12 protein-coding genes are annotated in these 13,775 nt (G+C 58.9%); 9 read left to right on the forward strand and 3 right to left on the reverse strand.

The window, feature by feature from the left end:
• The first annotated feature begins 225 nt into the window (after positions 1 to 225).
• The 9 genes from ACN082_RS06265 to ACN082_RS06305 all read left to right on the forward strand — a co-directional run bounded on the left by ACN082_RS06265 (position 226) and on the right by ACN082_RS06305 (position 10,038).
• On the forward strand, positions 226 to 1,473 hold the full coding sequence (locus ACN082_RS06265) for a hypothetical protein (RefSeq protein WP_419099999.1): 1,248 nt from the start codon (positions 226 to 228) through the stop codon (positions 1,471 to 1,473).
• Positions 1,473 to 2,462 (forward strand): HAD-IIA family hydrolase, encoded by a 990-nt coding sequence (locus ACN082_RS06270; protein WP_419100000.1) that lies wholly within the window; start codon positions 1,473 to 1,475, stop codon positions 2,460 to 2,462. Before ACN082_RS06265 ends, ACN082_RS06270 begins: the two co-directional genes overlap by 1 nt.
• A complete protein-coding gene (locus ACN082_RS06275; RefSeq protein WP_419100001.1) occupies positions 2,455 to 2,661 on the forward strand; it encodes a hypothetical protein in 207 nt (68 codons plus the stop codon). Before ACN082_RS06270 ends, ACN082_RS06275 begins: the two co-directional genes overlap by 8 nt.
• Position 2,662: 1 nt before the next feature.
• Complete coding sequence (locus ACN082_RS06280; protein WP_419100002.1) at positions 2,663 to 3,403, forward strand: TlyA family RNA methyltransferase; 741 nt, start codon at positions 2,663 to 2,665, stop codon at positions 3,401 to 3,403.
• Between the two features lie 93 nt (positions 3,404 to 3,496).
• Complete coding sequence (locus ACN082_RS06285; RefSeq protein ID WP_419100003.1) at positions 3,497 to 4,480, forward strand: NAD kinase; 984 nt, start codon at positions 3,497 to 3,499, stop codon at positions 4,478 to 4,480.
• A gap of 25 nt (positions 4,481 to 4,505) precedes the next feature.
• On the forward strand, positions 4,506 to 6,212 hold the full coding sequence (gene recN, locus ACN082_RS06290) for a DNA repair protein RecN (RefSeq protein WP_419100004.1): 1,707 nt from the start codon (positions 4,506 to 4,508) through the stop codon (positions 6,210 to 6,212).
• Positions 6,213 to 6,410: 198 nt separating this feature from the next.
• Positions 6,411 to 8,090, forward strand: coding sequence for a CTP synthase (locus tag ACN082_RS06295; protein WP_419100115.1), 1,680 nt, complete (start codon positions 6,411 to 6,413; stop codon positions 8,088 to 8,090).
• A gap of 203 nt (positions 8,091 to 8,293) precedes the next feature.
• Entirely contained in the window at positions 8,294 to 9,037 is a 744-nt protein-coding gene (locus ACN082_RS06300; protein ID WP_419100005.1) for an NUDIX domain-containing protein, read from the forward strand.
• Positions 9,038 to 9,039: 2 nt separating this feature from the next.
• Complete coding sequence (locus ACN082_RS06305) at positions 9,040 to 10,038, forward strand: site-specific tyrosine recombinase XerD (RefSeq protein ID WP_419100006.1); 999 nt, start codon at positions 9,040 to 9,042, stop codon at positions 10,036 to 10,038.
• A 61-nt stretch (positions 10,039 to 10,099) separates the two neighbouring features.
• On the opposite strand, the gene ACN082_RS06310 is transcribed toward ACN082_RS06305, so the two are convergent.
• The 3 genes from ACN082_RS06310 to ACN082_RS06320 all read right to left on the reverse strand — a co-directional run bounded on the left by ACN082_RS06310 (position 10,100) and on the right by ACN082_RS06320 (position 13,771).
• The gene (locus ACN082_RS06310; RefSeq protein WP_419100007.1) at positions 10,100 to 11,233 is read right to left on the reverse strand and encodes a bifunctional 2-methylcitrate synthase/citrate synthase; all 1,134 of its coding nucleotides are present in this window, start codon (positions 11,231 to 11,233) and stop codon (positions 10,100 to 10,102) included.
• A gap of 100 nt (positions 11,234 to 11,333) precedes the next feature.
• Positions 11,334 to 12,254, reverse strand: coding sequence for a methylisocitrate lyase (gene prpB / locus ACN082_RS06315; RefSeq protein WP_419100008.1), 921 nt, complete (start codon positions 12,252 to 12,254; stop codon positions 11,334 to 11,336).
• Positions 12,254 to 13,771: an MmgE/PrpD family protein gene (locus ACN082_RS06320; protein ID WP_419100009.1), complete on the reverse strand. Its 1,518-nt coding sequence runs from the start codon at positions 13,769 to 13,771 to the stop codon at positions 12,254 to 12,256. The genes prpB and ACN082_RS06320 overlap by 1 nt, the downstream gene beginning before the upstream one ends.
• Positions 13,772 to 13,775: the final 4 nt, after the last annotated feature.

The raw sequence follows: 13,775 nt of genomic DNA on the forward strand, positions 1-13,775 counted from the left end.
GGGGGGGTGGGGTTTGGTGACCTCACCCCCCACTTTTTGTTTAATAAGAAAACAGTGTCCAGCTATACCCAAGCTCTATCTTGACAGCGGATGTGCCTGAAAACGCACCCCAAACCTGTCTACCCCACTACGCAAGTAGATGCTAAGCCCGATAAACTAGAAGCCAGCGTCCAGCACAGGGCAAGACAGTTAGCCCTGATAACAGAACACTATAGAGGAGAACACTTGGCTGATTACTCACGCAACCACTCAGAATCTAACCGAGGTGGATACAAGAAGAGCAGGCCCCAGAACTCCTCTAACAGTAAACGTAGCTACGGAGACCGCACCGAAGGTGGCTACCGCAAGCAGGAGGGTGAGAGCCCCTTCCGCGGCGAGAAGAAGAAACCCTTTGACTCACAGCGTGGCGGAAAGCGCTACGACGACCGCAACTCCAACGGTCCAAGGAAGGACAGATTCTCCAAAGATCGCAACTCCAACGGCCCCCGCCGTGACTTTGACCGCGATAGGAAGCAAGGCTACAAGGACCGAGAGGCTGAAAAAACCGACTACAGGCCTTCCAAGAAGGCACCCGAGATTGACACAGACGTTACCGGGAAAGAGCTAGAGAACTGGACTCTGCGTGCTCTACGCCAGCTCGAAGCCCAGAACGCAGAGACCGTAGCTAAGCACCTGGTCATGGTTGGGCGTTACCTCGATATTGACCCCGACTTCGCACTCGAACACGCGATCGCTGCCTCTAAACGAGCAGGCCGTATCGGCGTCGTCCGCGAAGTCGTAGGCATTGCCGCCTACGCAGCAGAAAACTTTGGGCTTGCCCTGCGTGAGCTCCGCACCCACCGCCGTATCTCCGGTTCTCATGACCACCTTGCCCTGCTAGTGGACTGCGAACGCGCCCTGGGTAGGGTTGATAAGGCACTTACCTTGGCCGATGAGGCCAACCAAGAGGAAGTACCCGCAGCCGTACGTTCAGAGGTAGCAATTGTTGTCTCCGGTATCTACCTTGACCGGGGCGAACTCTCAAAGGCTATCTCTGCACTCGAAATGCCCGAGCTTAACCCCAAGCGCGGCTATGACTACTCACCCCGCCTATTCAAGGCCTACGCTGAACTGCTGCAGCAGGATGGCCGAACCAAAGAAGCGGCCCGCTGGGCCCGTCTAGCGCTCATGACTGAGGCCGCACTGGGCCAGGGAGACTTCGTGGAGCCCGAAATCTTTGACATCTTCACCGAAGAAGATTTGCTTGAACCTGAGGAAGTTTCAGTAGACCTTGAAGCCGCTGAAGCCCAGAGCCAGGAATCGGCACCTTCCGATCAGGAAACTAGCCAAGCTGAAGACCCAGTAGCCGGCCTTGATGACGCTCAAGAAGGGCTCACCACAGCTGAAGCCGTGGTCAGTGAAGAAGAGACTGAAGAGGAAAACCTCCACCAAGTCTCCGCTGACCATGAAGCGCCCATAGAGGACGAAGCCTAATGCTGCTAGCCGCATACGACGCTATCCTGTCCGACCTTGATGGCGTAGTTTACGCTGGCCCCTACGCCATTGAGGGAGCACCCCAAGCGCTTAACCGCGCCCAGGAGCAGGGCATCACCCTTGCATTTGTCACCAACAATGCCTCCCGTAGCGTGCAAACAGTTGCCGACCACCTGGTTGAGCTAGGAGTCAAAACCGATGCTGATCACGTGGTCAGCTCAGCCCAGGCAGCCGCTCACCTACTGGCTACCCAGCTACCGGCAGGCTCTAAGGTTCTAATTACCGGTGCACAGGCTCTAGCAGATTGTGTAGCTGCAGAGGGTCTAAGGCCCGTGACCAGCCAGGCCGATGAACCCCTTGCCGTGGCCCAGGGTTTCAACCCCAAGATGTGCTGGGAAGACCTGGCTGAGGCCTCCTACACCCTTGCTGATCATTCGGTGCTCTGGGTGGCATCTAATACCGACTTCACTATCCCTAAAGAACGCGGTTTTGCTCCCGGCAACGGCACACTGGTTGCAGCGGTAGCAAGAGCCACCGGACGCAAGCCCCTGGTCGCCGGTAAACCCGAGACCCCCATCTTTGAAACAGCTGCCCAGAAACTCGGCGCCCACAAGCCCCTAGTAGTAGGGGACCGCCTGGACACCGACATCCAAGGCGGTAACCGAGCGGGTATGGCAACCGCTGTTGTGATGACCGGTGTTGAGACCTTCCAGACCATTCTGGCCGCCATCCCCGGAGAACGCCCCACCTATATCTTGGAAGACCTCAACGGCTTCTTTGAGACCTACCCCCATATCCAGCTTCAAGAAACCGAAACCGGCATTGAGGCTCGAGGTGCTGGCTGGGCCGCTCTAGCAAGAGATGAGGAAATTCACCTGCAGGGGCAGGGGAGCGACCTCGATAGCTGGCGAGTAGCCTGCGCGGCATGGTGGGCCAAGCACCCCCATGCGAGTGAACCCACTTCCCCCAAGGATATACACCGTGGCTAAACTCCAGACCGAAACAATATCTGCCGATTCGGCTAAAGACTCGACGACCGATGTGAGCCTAGACCCTGAGTTTGAGGCAGAACTTGCCGCGACTCTTGCCTGCGACCCCACCGAACGTATCGAGCGGTTAAGCCGCCTGGTCCAGAGCCTGCAAGACGAGCTGGATAAGCACGGGGCACCAGAGAGCAAGGAACTGTAGCGTGCGGCTAGACCAGTACATGGTACAAGCAGGCATCACCCGTTCACGCACCCTGGCTGCCAAAATGATTAACGCCGGGCACATTAGCGTCAACGGGCAAACCGTGCAGAAAGCCTCCCACAAGGTGCACGAAGCTGATACGGTCAGCGTCCGCAGGAGCGAGCTCACCGAGTACGTCAGCCGAGCTGGACACAAGCTTGCCGGTGCTCTCGATGCTTTCCCCAGGCTGACCGTAGTAGGTAAGCGCTGCCTTGACGCAGGCGCTTCGACCGGCGGCTTCACCGATGTTTTGCTGCGCCGGGGGGCATCGTGGGTTGCCGCGGTGGACGTAGGCCACGACCAGCTTGTTCCCGAGATACGTAACCACCCGGATGTTGCCGTCTATGAGGGAATGAACGTGCGCCACATGAGCCCTGAAGATATTGGCGGGCAGGTGGACCTCACAGTATCTGACCTCAGCTTTATTTCCCTGACTAAGGTTCTTGGGCCGCTGGCAGGAGCAACCGCTGCTGGCGGTGACCTGCTCCTGATGGTCAAACCCCAGTTTGAGGTAGGACCAGCGCGCATTGGCAAAGGTGGTGTCGTAACAGACCCAGCCGCGCGAGCCGAAGCAGTGGCCCGTGTCCGCGCCTCAGCTCAAGCTGTGGGTCTGGAAGTTCTTGGGGAAGAAACCAGCCCTCTGCCCGGGCAGGACGGTAATGTGGAGTTCTTCCTCTGGTGCCGTAAGCCTCTAGAATACTAACCTGACACCAGGAATCGAATAAATATTCGAAAAAATGTGTGTTGCCGGGCTTAAAAGCCCCTAAAACCTCGGGCTGTCAGTTAGCCTAAAAAGGTGAAGGAAACAGCAAACTCAGCTCCCAAGCCCCTGGCCGGTGAACGCAAGATACTGGTCTTTGCCCACACCGGTCGTCTTGAGGCCCGTGATGCCGCCCGCGCAACCTGTACCCAGCTCTACCAAGCCGGCCTGGTTCCCGTAATGAACCGTGCCGACTTAGAGGCTCTGACTGAAAAGTGGGAGAACCCCGTACCTGTAGCGGTAGCCCACGAAAGCGTGGCTCTCAAAGACATTGAGCTTGGCATGGTCTTAGGCGGTGATGGCTCAATTCTGCGAGCTGCCGAGATGATTCGGCATACCCAGATTCCTCTGATCGGCGTTAACCTCGGCCATGTTGGCTTCCTGGCCGAAGCCGAGGAAGTAGACCTCGCCGAGACGATTGAACGTGTCGTATCCGGTGCCTACACCGTTGAAGAACGCATGGCTATTGACGTCAAAGTGTGGGACGGGCGAACTAAGATCCTTGATACCTGGGCCCTCAACGAGGCCAGCGTTGAAAAGGGCAACCGCGAAAAAATGATCGAAGTAGTCGTTGAAGTGGACCGCCGCCCACTCTCGTCTTTTGGCTGTGATGGCGTGGTGCTCGCAACACCAACAGGCTCCACCGCCTACGCCTTCTCCGGTGGTGGACCCGTGGTTTGGCCCAGCGTTGAAGCTATGCTGATGGTTCCCCTATCGGCTCACGCGCTCTTTGCCCGCCCCCTAGTTACCGCGCCCACCTCCATGATGGCCGTGGAGCTGGTATCCACCAACGGTGCTGAGGGCGTGCTCTGGTGCGACGGCCGCCGAACCAGCGACCTGCCCCCGGGTGCCCGCGTTGAAGTAACCCGCTCTGCTAAGCCGGTACGTTTGGCCCGTATGCACCCGGCGCCTTTCTCGGAGCGCCTGGTCAAAAAATTTGAACTGCCTATCGCCGGCTGGCGTGGCCCCCATTCCCTGGGCCCGGCCACCAGTACACTGCCCCAAGTCAGCGCTCAGTAACTATACCCGGAAGAGATGCACACCCGTGATTGAAGAAATCCATCTGCGTGACCTAGGCGTGATCACCGATGCTCGCCTACCCCTTGAACCGGGGTTCTCGGTGCTCACCGGCGAAACCGGTGCCGGTAAGACCATGGTCGTGACCGCCCTCGGCATGCTTCTGGGCGCTCGTTCCGATGCTTCTAGCGTGCGCAACGGTGCAAAAAATGCGTTGGCTGAAGCCGTTATCCGTCTGCCACAGGGGCACCGCGCCCTCCACCTGGCAGAAGAAGCTGGGGGAGCGGTCGAAGAGCTCGACGGCGGTAGCTCGGAGTTACTGCTAGCCCGAACCGTGAGCGCCACGGGGCGTTCTCGCGCTCACGTTGGTGGGGTTTCTGCCCCTATCGGGACGCTGGCTGATATTGGGCACACCCTGGTCGCGGTCCATGGTCAGTCAGACCAACTACGGCTTAAAGATGCCGCCGAACAGCGGGCTGCCCTAGATGCTTATGCCGGTAAGAAACTGGAAAAGCTCTTAGCAAGCTATACCCTCAATTATGAGCGCTACCGCAAGGCCGCCGGAGAACTGCGTGACGTCCGCGAAAACACCAGGGCGCGTGCTCTCGAAGCTCAGACCCTTCAAGGTGCACTTGCCGAAATCGATTCGGTCGCGCCTACCGACGGCGAAGACGAAGCCCTAAGAATTGAGAGCCAGAAGCTAACCAATGTGGAGTCTTTGCGGCTGGCCGCAAGCACAGCAGCAAGAGCTCTGGCCGGCAGTGAGTACGCAGACGCCGATGCCCCAAATGTGCTGGGACTGCTCGATGTGGCCCGGTCCGCCCTGGCCGCTGAGGCTGAAGCTGACGCAGATTTAGCCTCGCTAGCAGGGCGTTTGAACGAGGCTCTGATTCATGTCACCGATATTGCCGAGGAAATCTCCGCCTACACTTCTGGGTTAGATAGCGAAGGCCCCGAGCGCTTGGCCGAGGTAGAGAACCGCCGTGCCGCGCTCAAAACCCTGACCCGCAAATATGGGGCCGATATTGCTGAGGTCCTTGCCTGGGCTGAGGAATCACGCGCCCGACTTGCAACTCTCACCGATGACCCGGCCCGCCAAGAGGCTTTGGAGAGCGAACTCCGCCAGCTCCGTGAAACGCTGGGGAATCAGGCTAGCCAACTCACTGAGCTACGGTCCAAGGCCGCCCGTAAGCTGGCCCTGGCGGTGAGCGAAGAACTGACAGCTCTGGCCATGCCCAACGCCTCACTGGTCGTGCAGGTAGAAGAAACCGAGAAGTTCCACCGGTTTGGCAAAGACTCCGTGACCTTTATGCTGGCTCCCCACCGGCAGGCTGTTCCCAGGCCGCTGGGTAAGGGGGCCTCGGGCGGTGAGCTCTCCCGTGTCATGCTGGCACTAGAAGTTGTACTCTCTGAGGTAGACCCCGTACCCACCTTTATCTTTGACGAGGTGGACTCAGGCGTGGGCGGTAAAGCCGCTATCGAGATCGGCCGTCGCCTTGCCATGCTGGCCAAGAACGTGCAGGTACTGGTGGTTACCCACCTGCCCCAGGTCGCGGCCTTTGCCGACCAACACATTCTGGTGCGTAAAAACGATGACGGTTCCCTCTCTAAGGTCCAGGTACTTTCGTCCGAGGAGCGGGTAGTGGAACTTGCCCGTATGCTCTCTGGACACGACCAATCGGCGGCCGCACAAGAACACGCCCGCGAGCTACTACAGAACGCTGGCCAGCTTTAAAAGGAGAGCACCGGCCTCAGAACTTTAGCTGCAGGAACAATGAACTGCTACGAGAGATTGCTGGCAGTCAGCCAGGGCAGAGGCCACAAAATATCCGCCTTAACCGCTCTTCTTAGTGCGGTTTTCGCGGATTTTCCTGAACGGGAAAACGTGATTTTACATAAAGATAAGTCCCGCGAAACCATTCAGGCCAAAGTGGTGATAAGCTGGAATTCCGTGGTAGATACTCAGACATCAAACAACGGTAAAGTCACCCGCCAGATCTTCGTGACCGGTGGCGTGGCATCATCTCTCGGCAAAGGCCTTTCCGCCTCATCTCTAGGCCGGCTCCTCCGCTCCCGTGGTCTTTCTGTGACCATGCAGAAGCTTGACCCCTATCTCAACGTCGACCCCGGCACCATGAACCCCTTCCAGCACGGTGAAGTCTTTGTGACCGACGACGGCGCTGAAACCGACCTCGATATCGGTCACTATGAGCGGTTCCTAGACGAAAATCTCAGCCAGTCCGCTAACGTCACAACCGGCCAGGTCTACTCCCACGTGATCGCCAAGGAACGCCGCGGCGAATACCTGGGCGACACCGTACAGGTTATCCCGCACATCACTGACGAAATTAAACGCCGCATGCGTCTGCCTGCTGAAGACGAGAACGCCCCCGACATCATCATCACCGAAATTGGCGGCACTGTAGGTGATATCGAATCGCTGCCCTTCCTCGAAGCCGCACGCCAGGTCCGCCGCGATCTGGGCCGCCGTAACGTCTTCTTCCTGCACGTATCGCTGGTGCCCTTTATCGGGCCCTCCGGCGAACTAAAAACCAAGCCCACCCAGCACTCTGTTGCGGCCCTGCGCGGCCTGGGCATCATTCCCGACGGCCTGATTCTGCGCTGTGAACGCGAAGTTCCCGAATCGCACAAGGTCAAGATTGGTAACGCCTGCGACGTAGAACCCGAGGCCGTTATCTCCTGCGCCGATGCGCCCAGCATCTATGACATTCCCAAGACCCTGCACAGCCAGAAGCTGGACACCTACATCTTGGACTACCTGGGCATCGAAGCTCAGCCCCTTGACTTCACCCAGTGGGATAAGCTGCTGAGCGCGGTACACACCCCCAAGACCGAGGTCCACGTCGCGCTGGTTGGTAAGTACATTGACCTGCCCGACGCTTACCTATCGGTGACTGAGGCCCTGCGTGCCGGTGGCTTCGCTAACGACGCCAAGGTAAACATCAAGTGGGTAGCCGCAGACCTCTGCTCAAGCCCCGAGGACGCCGCCCATCAGCTTCGCGGCATAGACGCTGTGCTCGTACCCGGTGGCTTCGGTATCCGTGGCCTGGATGGCAAGATCGGTGCCCTGCGTCATGCCCGCCAGAACAAGATTCCCACCCTAGGTATCTGCTTAGGCCTCCAGTCCATGGTCCTAGAGTATGCGCGCAACGTCCTGGGCATTACCGATGCATCATCCACCGAGTTTGACCCCGAGACTGCCTCACCCCTGATTGCCACCATTGAAGAGCAGAAAGCCTACGTTGAGGGTGCAGGCGACCTGGGTGGAACCATGCGCCTGGGCCTTTACCCTGCGCACCTGGCTGAGGGCTCCCTGGCTGCTAGCGTCTACGGTGCGACCGAAGTGTCGGAACGTCACCGCCACCGCTACGAAGTCAACAACGACTACCGCGCCCAGCTTGAAGAAGCAGGTCTAGTTATTTCGGGTACCTCCCCGGATTCCTCCCTGGTTGAGTTCGTAGAACTACCCGTTAGCGAGCACCCCTACTACATCGCAACTCAGGCTCACCCCGAGTACCGTTCACGCCCGACCAAGCCGCACCCGCTCTTTTCCGGGCTGATAAAGGCGGCGCTGCAAGCACGCAAGGCCTAACTGCCACTCTTGCCTAGGTACTAGAGAGGCCCCGGTTATTTTTTCCCCAGAAAATAGCCGGGGCCTTGAGCCTTGCCGAACATATCCCGCTACCAGGGACTGCTTTCAAAAGAACCCAGCTGGACCCGCCCTTGGGGCGGTGCCACCGACCGGGTAGGGTTGAAGAGAACAAAACGGGTTGAACACGGCAGAAGGGCAGACCCATGCAAAAGAACCTCAACTATGACATCGGAACAGCTGACCGGATCGATGCCGCTGCGCTCGCAGCCGGGCAGGAGGGCATCGCGGATATTGCTAACCCCCGTTATGTCACCAGTCGTAAGACCAAATTTGAGGGGTATGTCTGGGATGTTGTACGCGAAGGAATTGCGCTGACTCCTGGCGATACTCCCTTTGAACGGGACTTCTTGCTCCACCCCGGGGCGGTGGCTGTGATTGCACTCAATGACCTTAAGGAAGTGCTCCTCATTAACCAGTACCGTCACCCCGTGAGGGCTAACCTGTGGGAAATCCCGGCGGGCCTGCTCGATATTGACGGTGAGCCACCGCTTGAAGCCGCCGCCCGTGAGTTGGCTGAAGAAACAGACCTTCGTGCTGAACGGTGGGACACCCTCATGGAGTTCTACAACTCGCCCGGGGGTATGGGGGAGACCTGCCGCATCTACCTGGCCCGGAACCTGAGTCAGATTCCCGCCGAAGAGCGCGAAGACCGCGTCCACGAGGAGTCAGAAATCGTGCTGCGCTGGGTGCCTCTGGACCAAGCCGTGGAGGCTGTCCTCGCCGGACGTATCCACAACGCGGCCTCAACTAATGCTATCCTGGCGCTGGATGCAGCGGCCCGGCGGAACTTTGAAACCCTATACTCCACCGATGCTCCTTTCACCGCCCACCCAGCCCTGCGCGAGCCTAACTATCGCGGTGAGATCAGACCGGCAGAGGGCCTCTAGGCATGGAGCAACCCCGCAACCTGAGGGGAAGAACGCGCAAGGAGCCAGAAGCCCTGACCCCACTCGATCAGGCGGTGGAGGCCTACCTCAACCACCTGGCCATTGAGCGTGGCCTGGCCGCCAACACGCTGGCCTCCTACCGGCGAGACCTAATCCGCTACAGTGTTTACCTTGATAGCGTCGGAATTATCGACCCCAAGAACATCACCAAAAAGCACGTGCGTGACTTTGTCGCTGATTGTGCCACTCCACCTGCTGGGGGCGGGAATCCGCTATCCCAGAGGTCTATCGCCCGGGTGATTAGTGCTGTCAGAGGCGCTCACAAATTTTGGTTGCTTGAGGCCATGACAGCCACTAACGCTGCCTCTACCGTGCGGCCACCCACACCGGGTGCCCGGCTCCCCAAAGCGGTACCGCTGAGCGACATTACACGTTTACTGGAAAGCCCTGACCCGGCCACGCCTGCAGGGCTACGGGATAGGGCACTCCTGGAGTTTCTCTACTCCACCGGGGCCCGCATTAGCGAAGCCATCAACGTGGACCTCGATGATGTGGTGATAGACCGAAACCAGTCAGACTCAGCCCTGCCCGCTGTGGTGCGCGTGTTTGGTAAGGGCAGTAAAGAACGGGTGGTGCCGGTGGGCTCTTATGCAAGCAGAGCCATTGAAGACTACCTGGTGCGCGGCAGACCCGCCCTGGCTGCTAAGGGTAAGGGCACCCCTGCCCTGTTCCTGAATGGGCGGGACGGCGCGCGGATAACCCGGCAGGGGGCCTACCTGGTCCTCAAGAAGCACGCCCAAAGAGCAAAAATTCGGGCCGAGATTTCACCGCACACCCTGCGGCACTCATTTGCCACTCACCTGCTTGAAGGCGGGGCAGATATCAGGGTGGTACAAGAGCTTCTGGGGCATGCCTCCGTGACCACCACCCAGGTCTACACCAAGGTCACCGCAGATACCCTGCGTGAAGTTTTTGCCGCCAGTCACCCGCGTGCCCGATAAAAGGCACCTGCCCGGGCGCTATAACTAGCTCCCGGGCAGGTCGGCGGGCTATGGTGCGGGTTTAGAGGTGGCGCTCATCGACACCCCGGTAGGCTGAGAGCGGCCTAATCAGTGAGTTAGCGGCTCGCTGCTCCAGAATGTGGGCGGTCCACCCGGTCAGTCGGGAGGCCACAAAGATGGGGGTAAAGGTGGGGATATCAAAGCCCATCAGATGGTAGGTGGGCCCAGCGGGGTAGTCCAGATTGGGCTTGATCCCCTTTGCCTCGTCCATTGCTTCTGCCAGGCCCTGGTAGAGGCCAATGACATCTGAGCGGTCATAGTACTGCACCATGTCAAAGAACGATTTCTGCATGGTGGGTACGCGGGAATCTCCGTTCTTGTAGACGCGGTGGCCAAAGCCCATAATCTTCTTTTTCTGGGCCAGAGCGGCCTCCATCCATTCCTTAGCACGTGCCTTGGCAGCGGCCTGGGACTCGCCAGCAATGACACCGATTTCATCGAAGGTGTGCTGAACTGCCTCGTTAGCGCCGCCGTGCAGGGGACCCTTGAGGGCTCCGATTGCGCCGGTGACAGCTGAGTGCAGATCAGACAGGGACGATGTAATCACACGGGCTGTGAAGGTGGAAGCGTTGAAAGAGTGCTCGGCGTACATGACCATCGAGACGTTGAAGGCGGTTTTGACTTCGGGGGCCGGGACCTGGCCAAAGGCCATGTAGAGGAAATTATCGCAGTAGTCCAGATCATCGCGGGGCTCAAGGAGTTCCTGACCTCGTCGGCGGCGCTGGTCGTAGCAGACCACAGCGGGCATGACCGCAAAAAGCTCCCAGGCTTTGCCCAGCTCAGCCTCAGGGGCTGAATCTTCGCTCTCCGGGTGGCAGGCCCCCAGGAAAGAGACGGCTGTGCGGCACACGTCCATGGGGTGACAGTCCAGAGGCAGAGCATCGATAACAGCTTTGAGGGCCGGTGGCAGTGCTCGGTGGGAGCGTTCAAAAGCGGTGAACTCTGCAAGCTGTTCATCGGTGGGTAGCTCGCCGTTCCAGAGGAGCAGGGCTACCTGCTCAAAAGGAAGAGTAGCAAGTTCCTGGACGGGGTAGCCGCGATAGAGCAGGGAGTTGGTTTGGGCATTGACCTTTGAGATCGCGGTGTAGTCGGCAACAACACCGGCAAGACCCTTAGCGACGTCTTTGTCAGTCATGGTGTATCTCCTTGTGATGGGGTGAAACGATGCACCCGAACTATGTTTGGTCTGGGCAGGGGCCGAGCAAAAACTACCCGACCCCTGCCCTGAGGCGGGGTTAGTTCGTTGATTCCCCAAATTTTCCGGGTACCTCGAAATTGAAGATGCCGGTGTCAAAGTGGTTGTAGCCTTCGTAATCGACCAGTTCGTAGAGACGCGAACGGGTGAGCATCTGGTCTACAGCGGCTTCTTGGGTTCCATCGGATTCGATGGTTTCCAGTACCCGTTCCATGGCCCCCAGTGAGGAGCGGAGCAGAGTAACCGGGTAGATAATGAGAGAAATACCGGCTTGAGCAAGCTGGTCTTTGGTGTAGAGCTGGCTCTTCCCGAACTCGGTCATATTGGCCAAGACCGGCACCTGGACGGCATCGCAGACAGCCTTGAACTCGTCCAGGTTCTTCATGGCCTCGGGGAAGATTGCATCGGCGCCGGCATCGACCAGGGCCTTGATGCGGTCGATGGTCTCTGCCAGTGAAGAGGTGCCACGCAGGTCGGTCCGGGCCATAATCAGGAAGTTCTCGTCCCTGCGGGCTTCGGCTGCCGCCCGGATTCGCTTGGTCGCGGTTTCCAGGTCAACCATGTTCTTATTATCCAGGTGGCCGCACCGCTTGGGGTTGAACTGATCCTCAATATGGCAACCGGCCAGCCCGTGTTCCTCGAACTCTTGGATAGTTCGGGCCACGTTCATGGGTTCGCCAAAACCGGTGTCAGCATCGACGATAGCCGGTAGGTTGGTGACGCGGGCAATCTGCCCGGCCCTCTGAGCGACCTCGGTCAGAGTGGTCAGCCCGACGTCGGGAAAACCTAGCTCATTGGCCAGCACTGCACCGGAGATGTAGATGCCGTCAAAGTTCTTCTCTTCAATCAGGCGGGCTGAGAGAGGGGTGTAGGTTCCCGGGAACTGGCGAATCTGGTTGCTTGCCAGCATGGCGCGCAAATCCTGGCGTTTTTGAGTGGCGGTTTTCGATGAGTAAAGCATTAGAAGATACCTTTCGCTCCGGTTTGAAGGTCAAGGGAGGCGGTGATGTTGAGGGCATCAAGTTCACCGGCACCTAGCTGGGCCAGGTTTTCTACGGCGGTGAGGAAGCGGTCCTGCTCCTCCTCAGAGACTTGACCTGCGGCTAGAGTGCGGAACTTCTTGATGTAGTCGGCGCGAGCGAAGGGGCGGGCCCCGAGCGGGTGAGCGTCGGCTACCGCGATTTCCTCAATCAGAGTTTCACCGTTGGTTAGCTTGATTTCTGCACGCCCGCCAAAGGCCTTTTCTGCCGGGTCCTTGGAGTGGTAGCGGCGGGTCCACTCAGCATCTTCTGCGGTGGTGACCTTATGCCAGAGCTCTACGGTGTCGGGGCGCTGGGCCCGTTCGGGGGCGTAGGAGGCTAGGTGATCCCATTGGCCGTCCTGGAGCATGACGGTAAAGATGTAGGGAATCGAATGGTCAAGGGTTTCGCGGGTTGCGCTGGGGTCGTACTTCTGCGGGTCGTTAGCGCCGGAGCCAATGACGTAGTGGGTGTGGTGTGAGGTATGCAGAACAATGGACTCAACATTTTGCGGGTCGGTAAGTTCCGGGTGTTCCTTGTGGAGCTTGCGAGCCAAATCGATCCAGGCCTGGGCCTGGTACTCGGCGGAGTGTTCCTTGGTGTAGGTATCCAAGATAGCGCGCTTGGGCTCACCGGGCGCGGGGAGCGGAACCTGGTAACGGGCATCGGGGCCATCTAGCATCCAGGCAATCACGCCGTCTTCACCCTCGTAAATGGGAACCGGGGAGGTCTGCCCGCGCATGGCACGGTCAACAGCTTCAACAGCCATTTTTCCGGCGAAAGCAGGAGCGTGGGCTTTCCAGGTAGAAATCTCGCCCTTACGTGACTGGCGGGTAGCGGTGGTGGTGTGCAAACCCTGGCCAATGGCCTGGAAGATAGTCTCGGTATCCAGCCCCAGAAGGGTACCGATTCCTGCGGCAGCGGAGGGGCCGATGTGGGCAACGTGGTCAATCTTGTGCTTGTGCAGGCAGATTGCTTTGACCAGGTCTACCTGAACTTCGTAGCCGGTAGCGATGCCACGAATAAGGTCGTACCCGCTGCGACCGGTGTGCTGGGCAACAGCTAGTATAGGCGGAATGTTGTCGCCGGGGTGGGAATACTCAGCAGCCAGGAAAGTGTCGTGGTAGTCCAGCTCGCGCACGGCAACACCGTTGGCCCAGGCCGCCCACTCGGGGGAAACCTTGGTCGTGGCGGGGACACCAAAAATTGTCGCGCCGCTACCGTTGGGGGAGTGGGCGTGAGTGAGCGCCTGGTCGCGGGCAGAGATAATGGGGCCGCGATTGAGCGAAGCGATAGCCACCGATGCATTATCGATGATGCGGTTAATGACCATCTCTTCAACCTCGGGGAGCACCTCAACAGGGTCGGTTGCTAGCTGGGCGAGCTTATAGGCTAGCTGCTCCTCGCGGGGTAGGTTCTCATCGGAACGGTAGACACGAACTTCGTGTGTAACGGTCATGGAA

This window comes from Rothia sp. CCM 9417, from assembly GCF_048513575.1.
GTDB lineage: Bacteria > Actinomycetota > Actinomycetes > Actinomycetales > Micrococcaceae > Rothia.

Coding starts and splice junctions, on each gene's coding strand:
- ACN082_RS06310 (WP_419100007.1), bottom strand. CDS start 11,233: ATGACTGACAAAGACGTCGCTAAGGGTCTTGCCGGTGTTGTTGCCGAC.
- ACN082_RS06305 (WP_419100006.1), top strand. CDS start 9,040: ATGGAGCAACCCCGCAACCTGAGGGGAAGAACGCGCAAGGAGCCAGAA.
- prpB (WP_419100008.1), bottom strand. CDS start 12,254: ATGCTTTACTCATCGAAAACCGCCACTCAAAAACGCCAGGATTTGCGC.
- ACN082_RS06270 (WP_419100000.1), top strand. CDS start 1,473: ATGCTGCTAGCCGCATACGACGCTATCCTGTCCGACCTTGATGGCGTA.
- ACN082_RS06320 (WP_419100009.1), bottom strand. CDS start 13,771: ATGACCGTTACACACGAAGTTCGTGTCTACCGTTCCGATGAGAACCTA.
- ACN082_RS06300 (WP_419100005.1), top strand. CDS start 8,294: ATGCAAAAGAACCTCAACTATGACATCGGAACAGCTGACCGGATCGAT.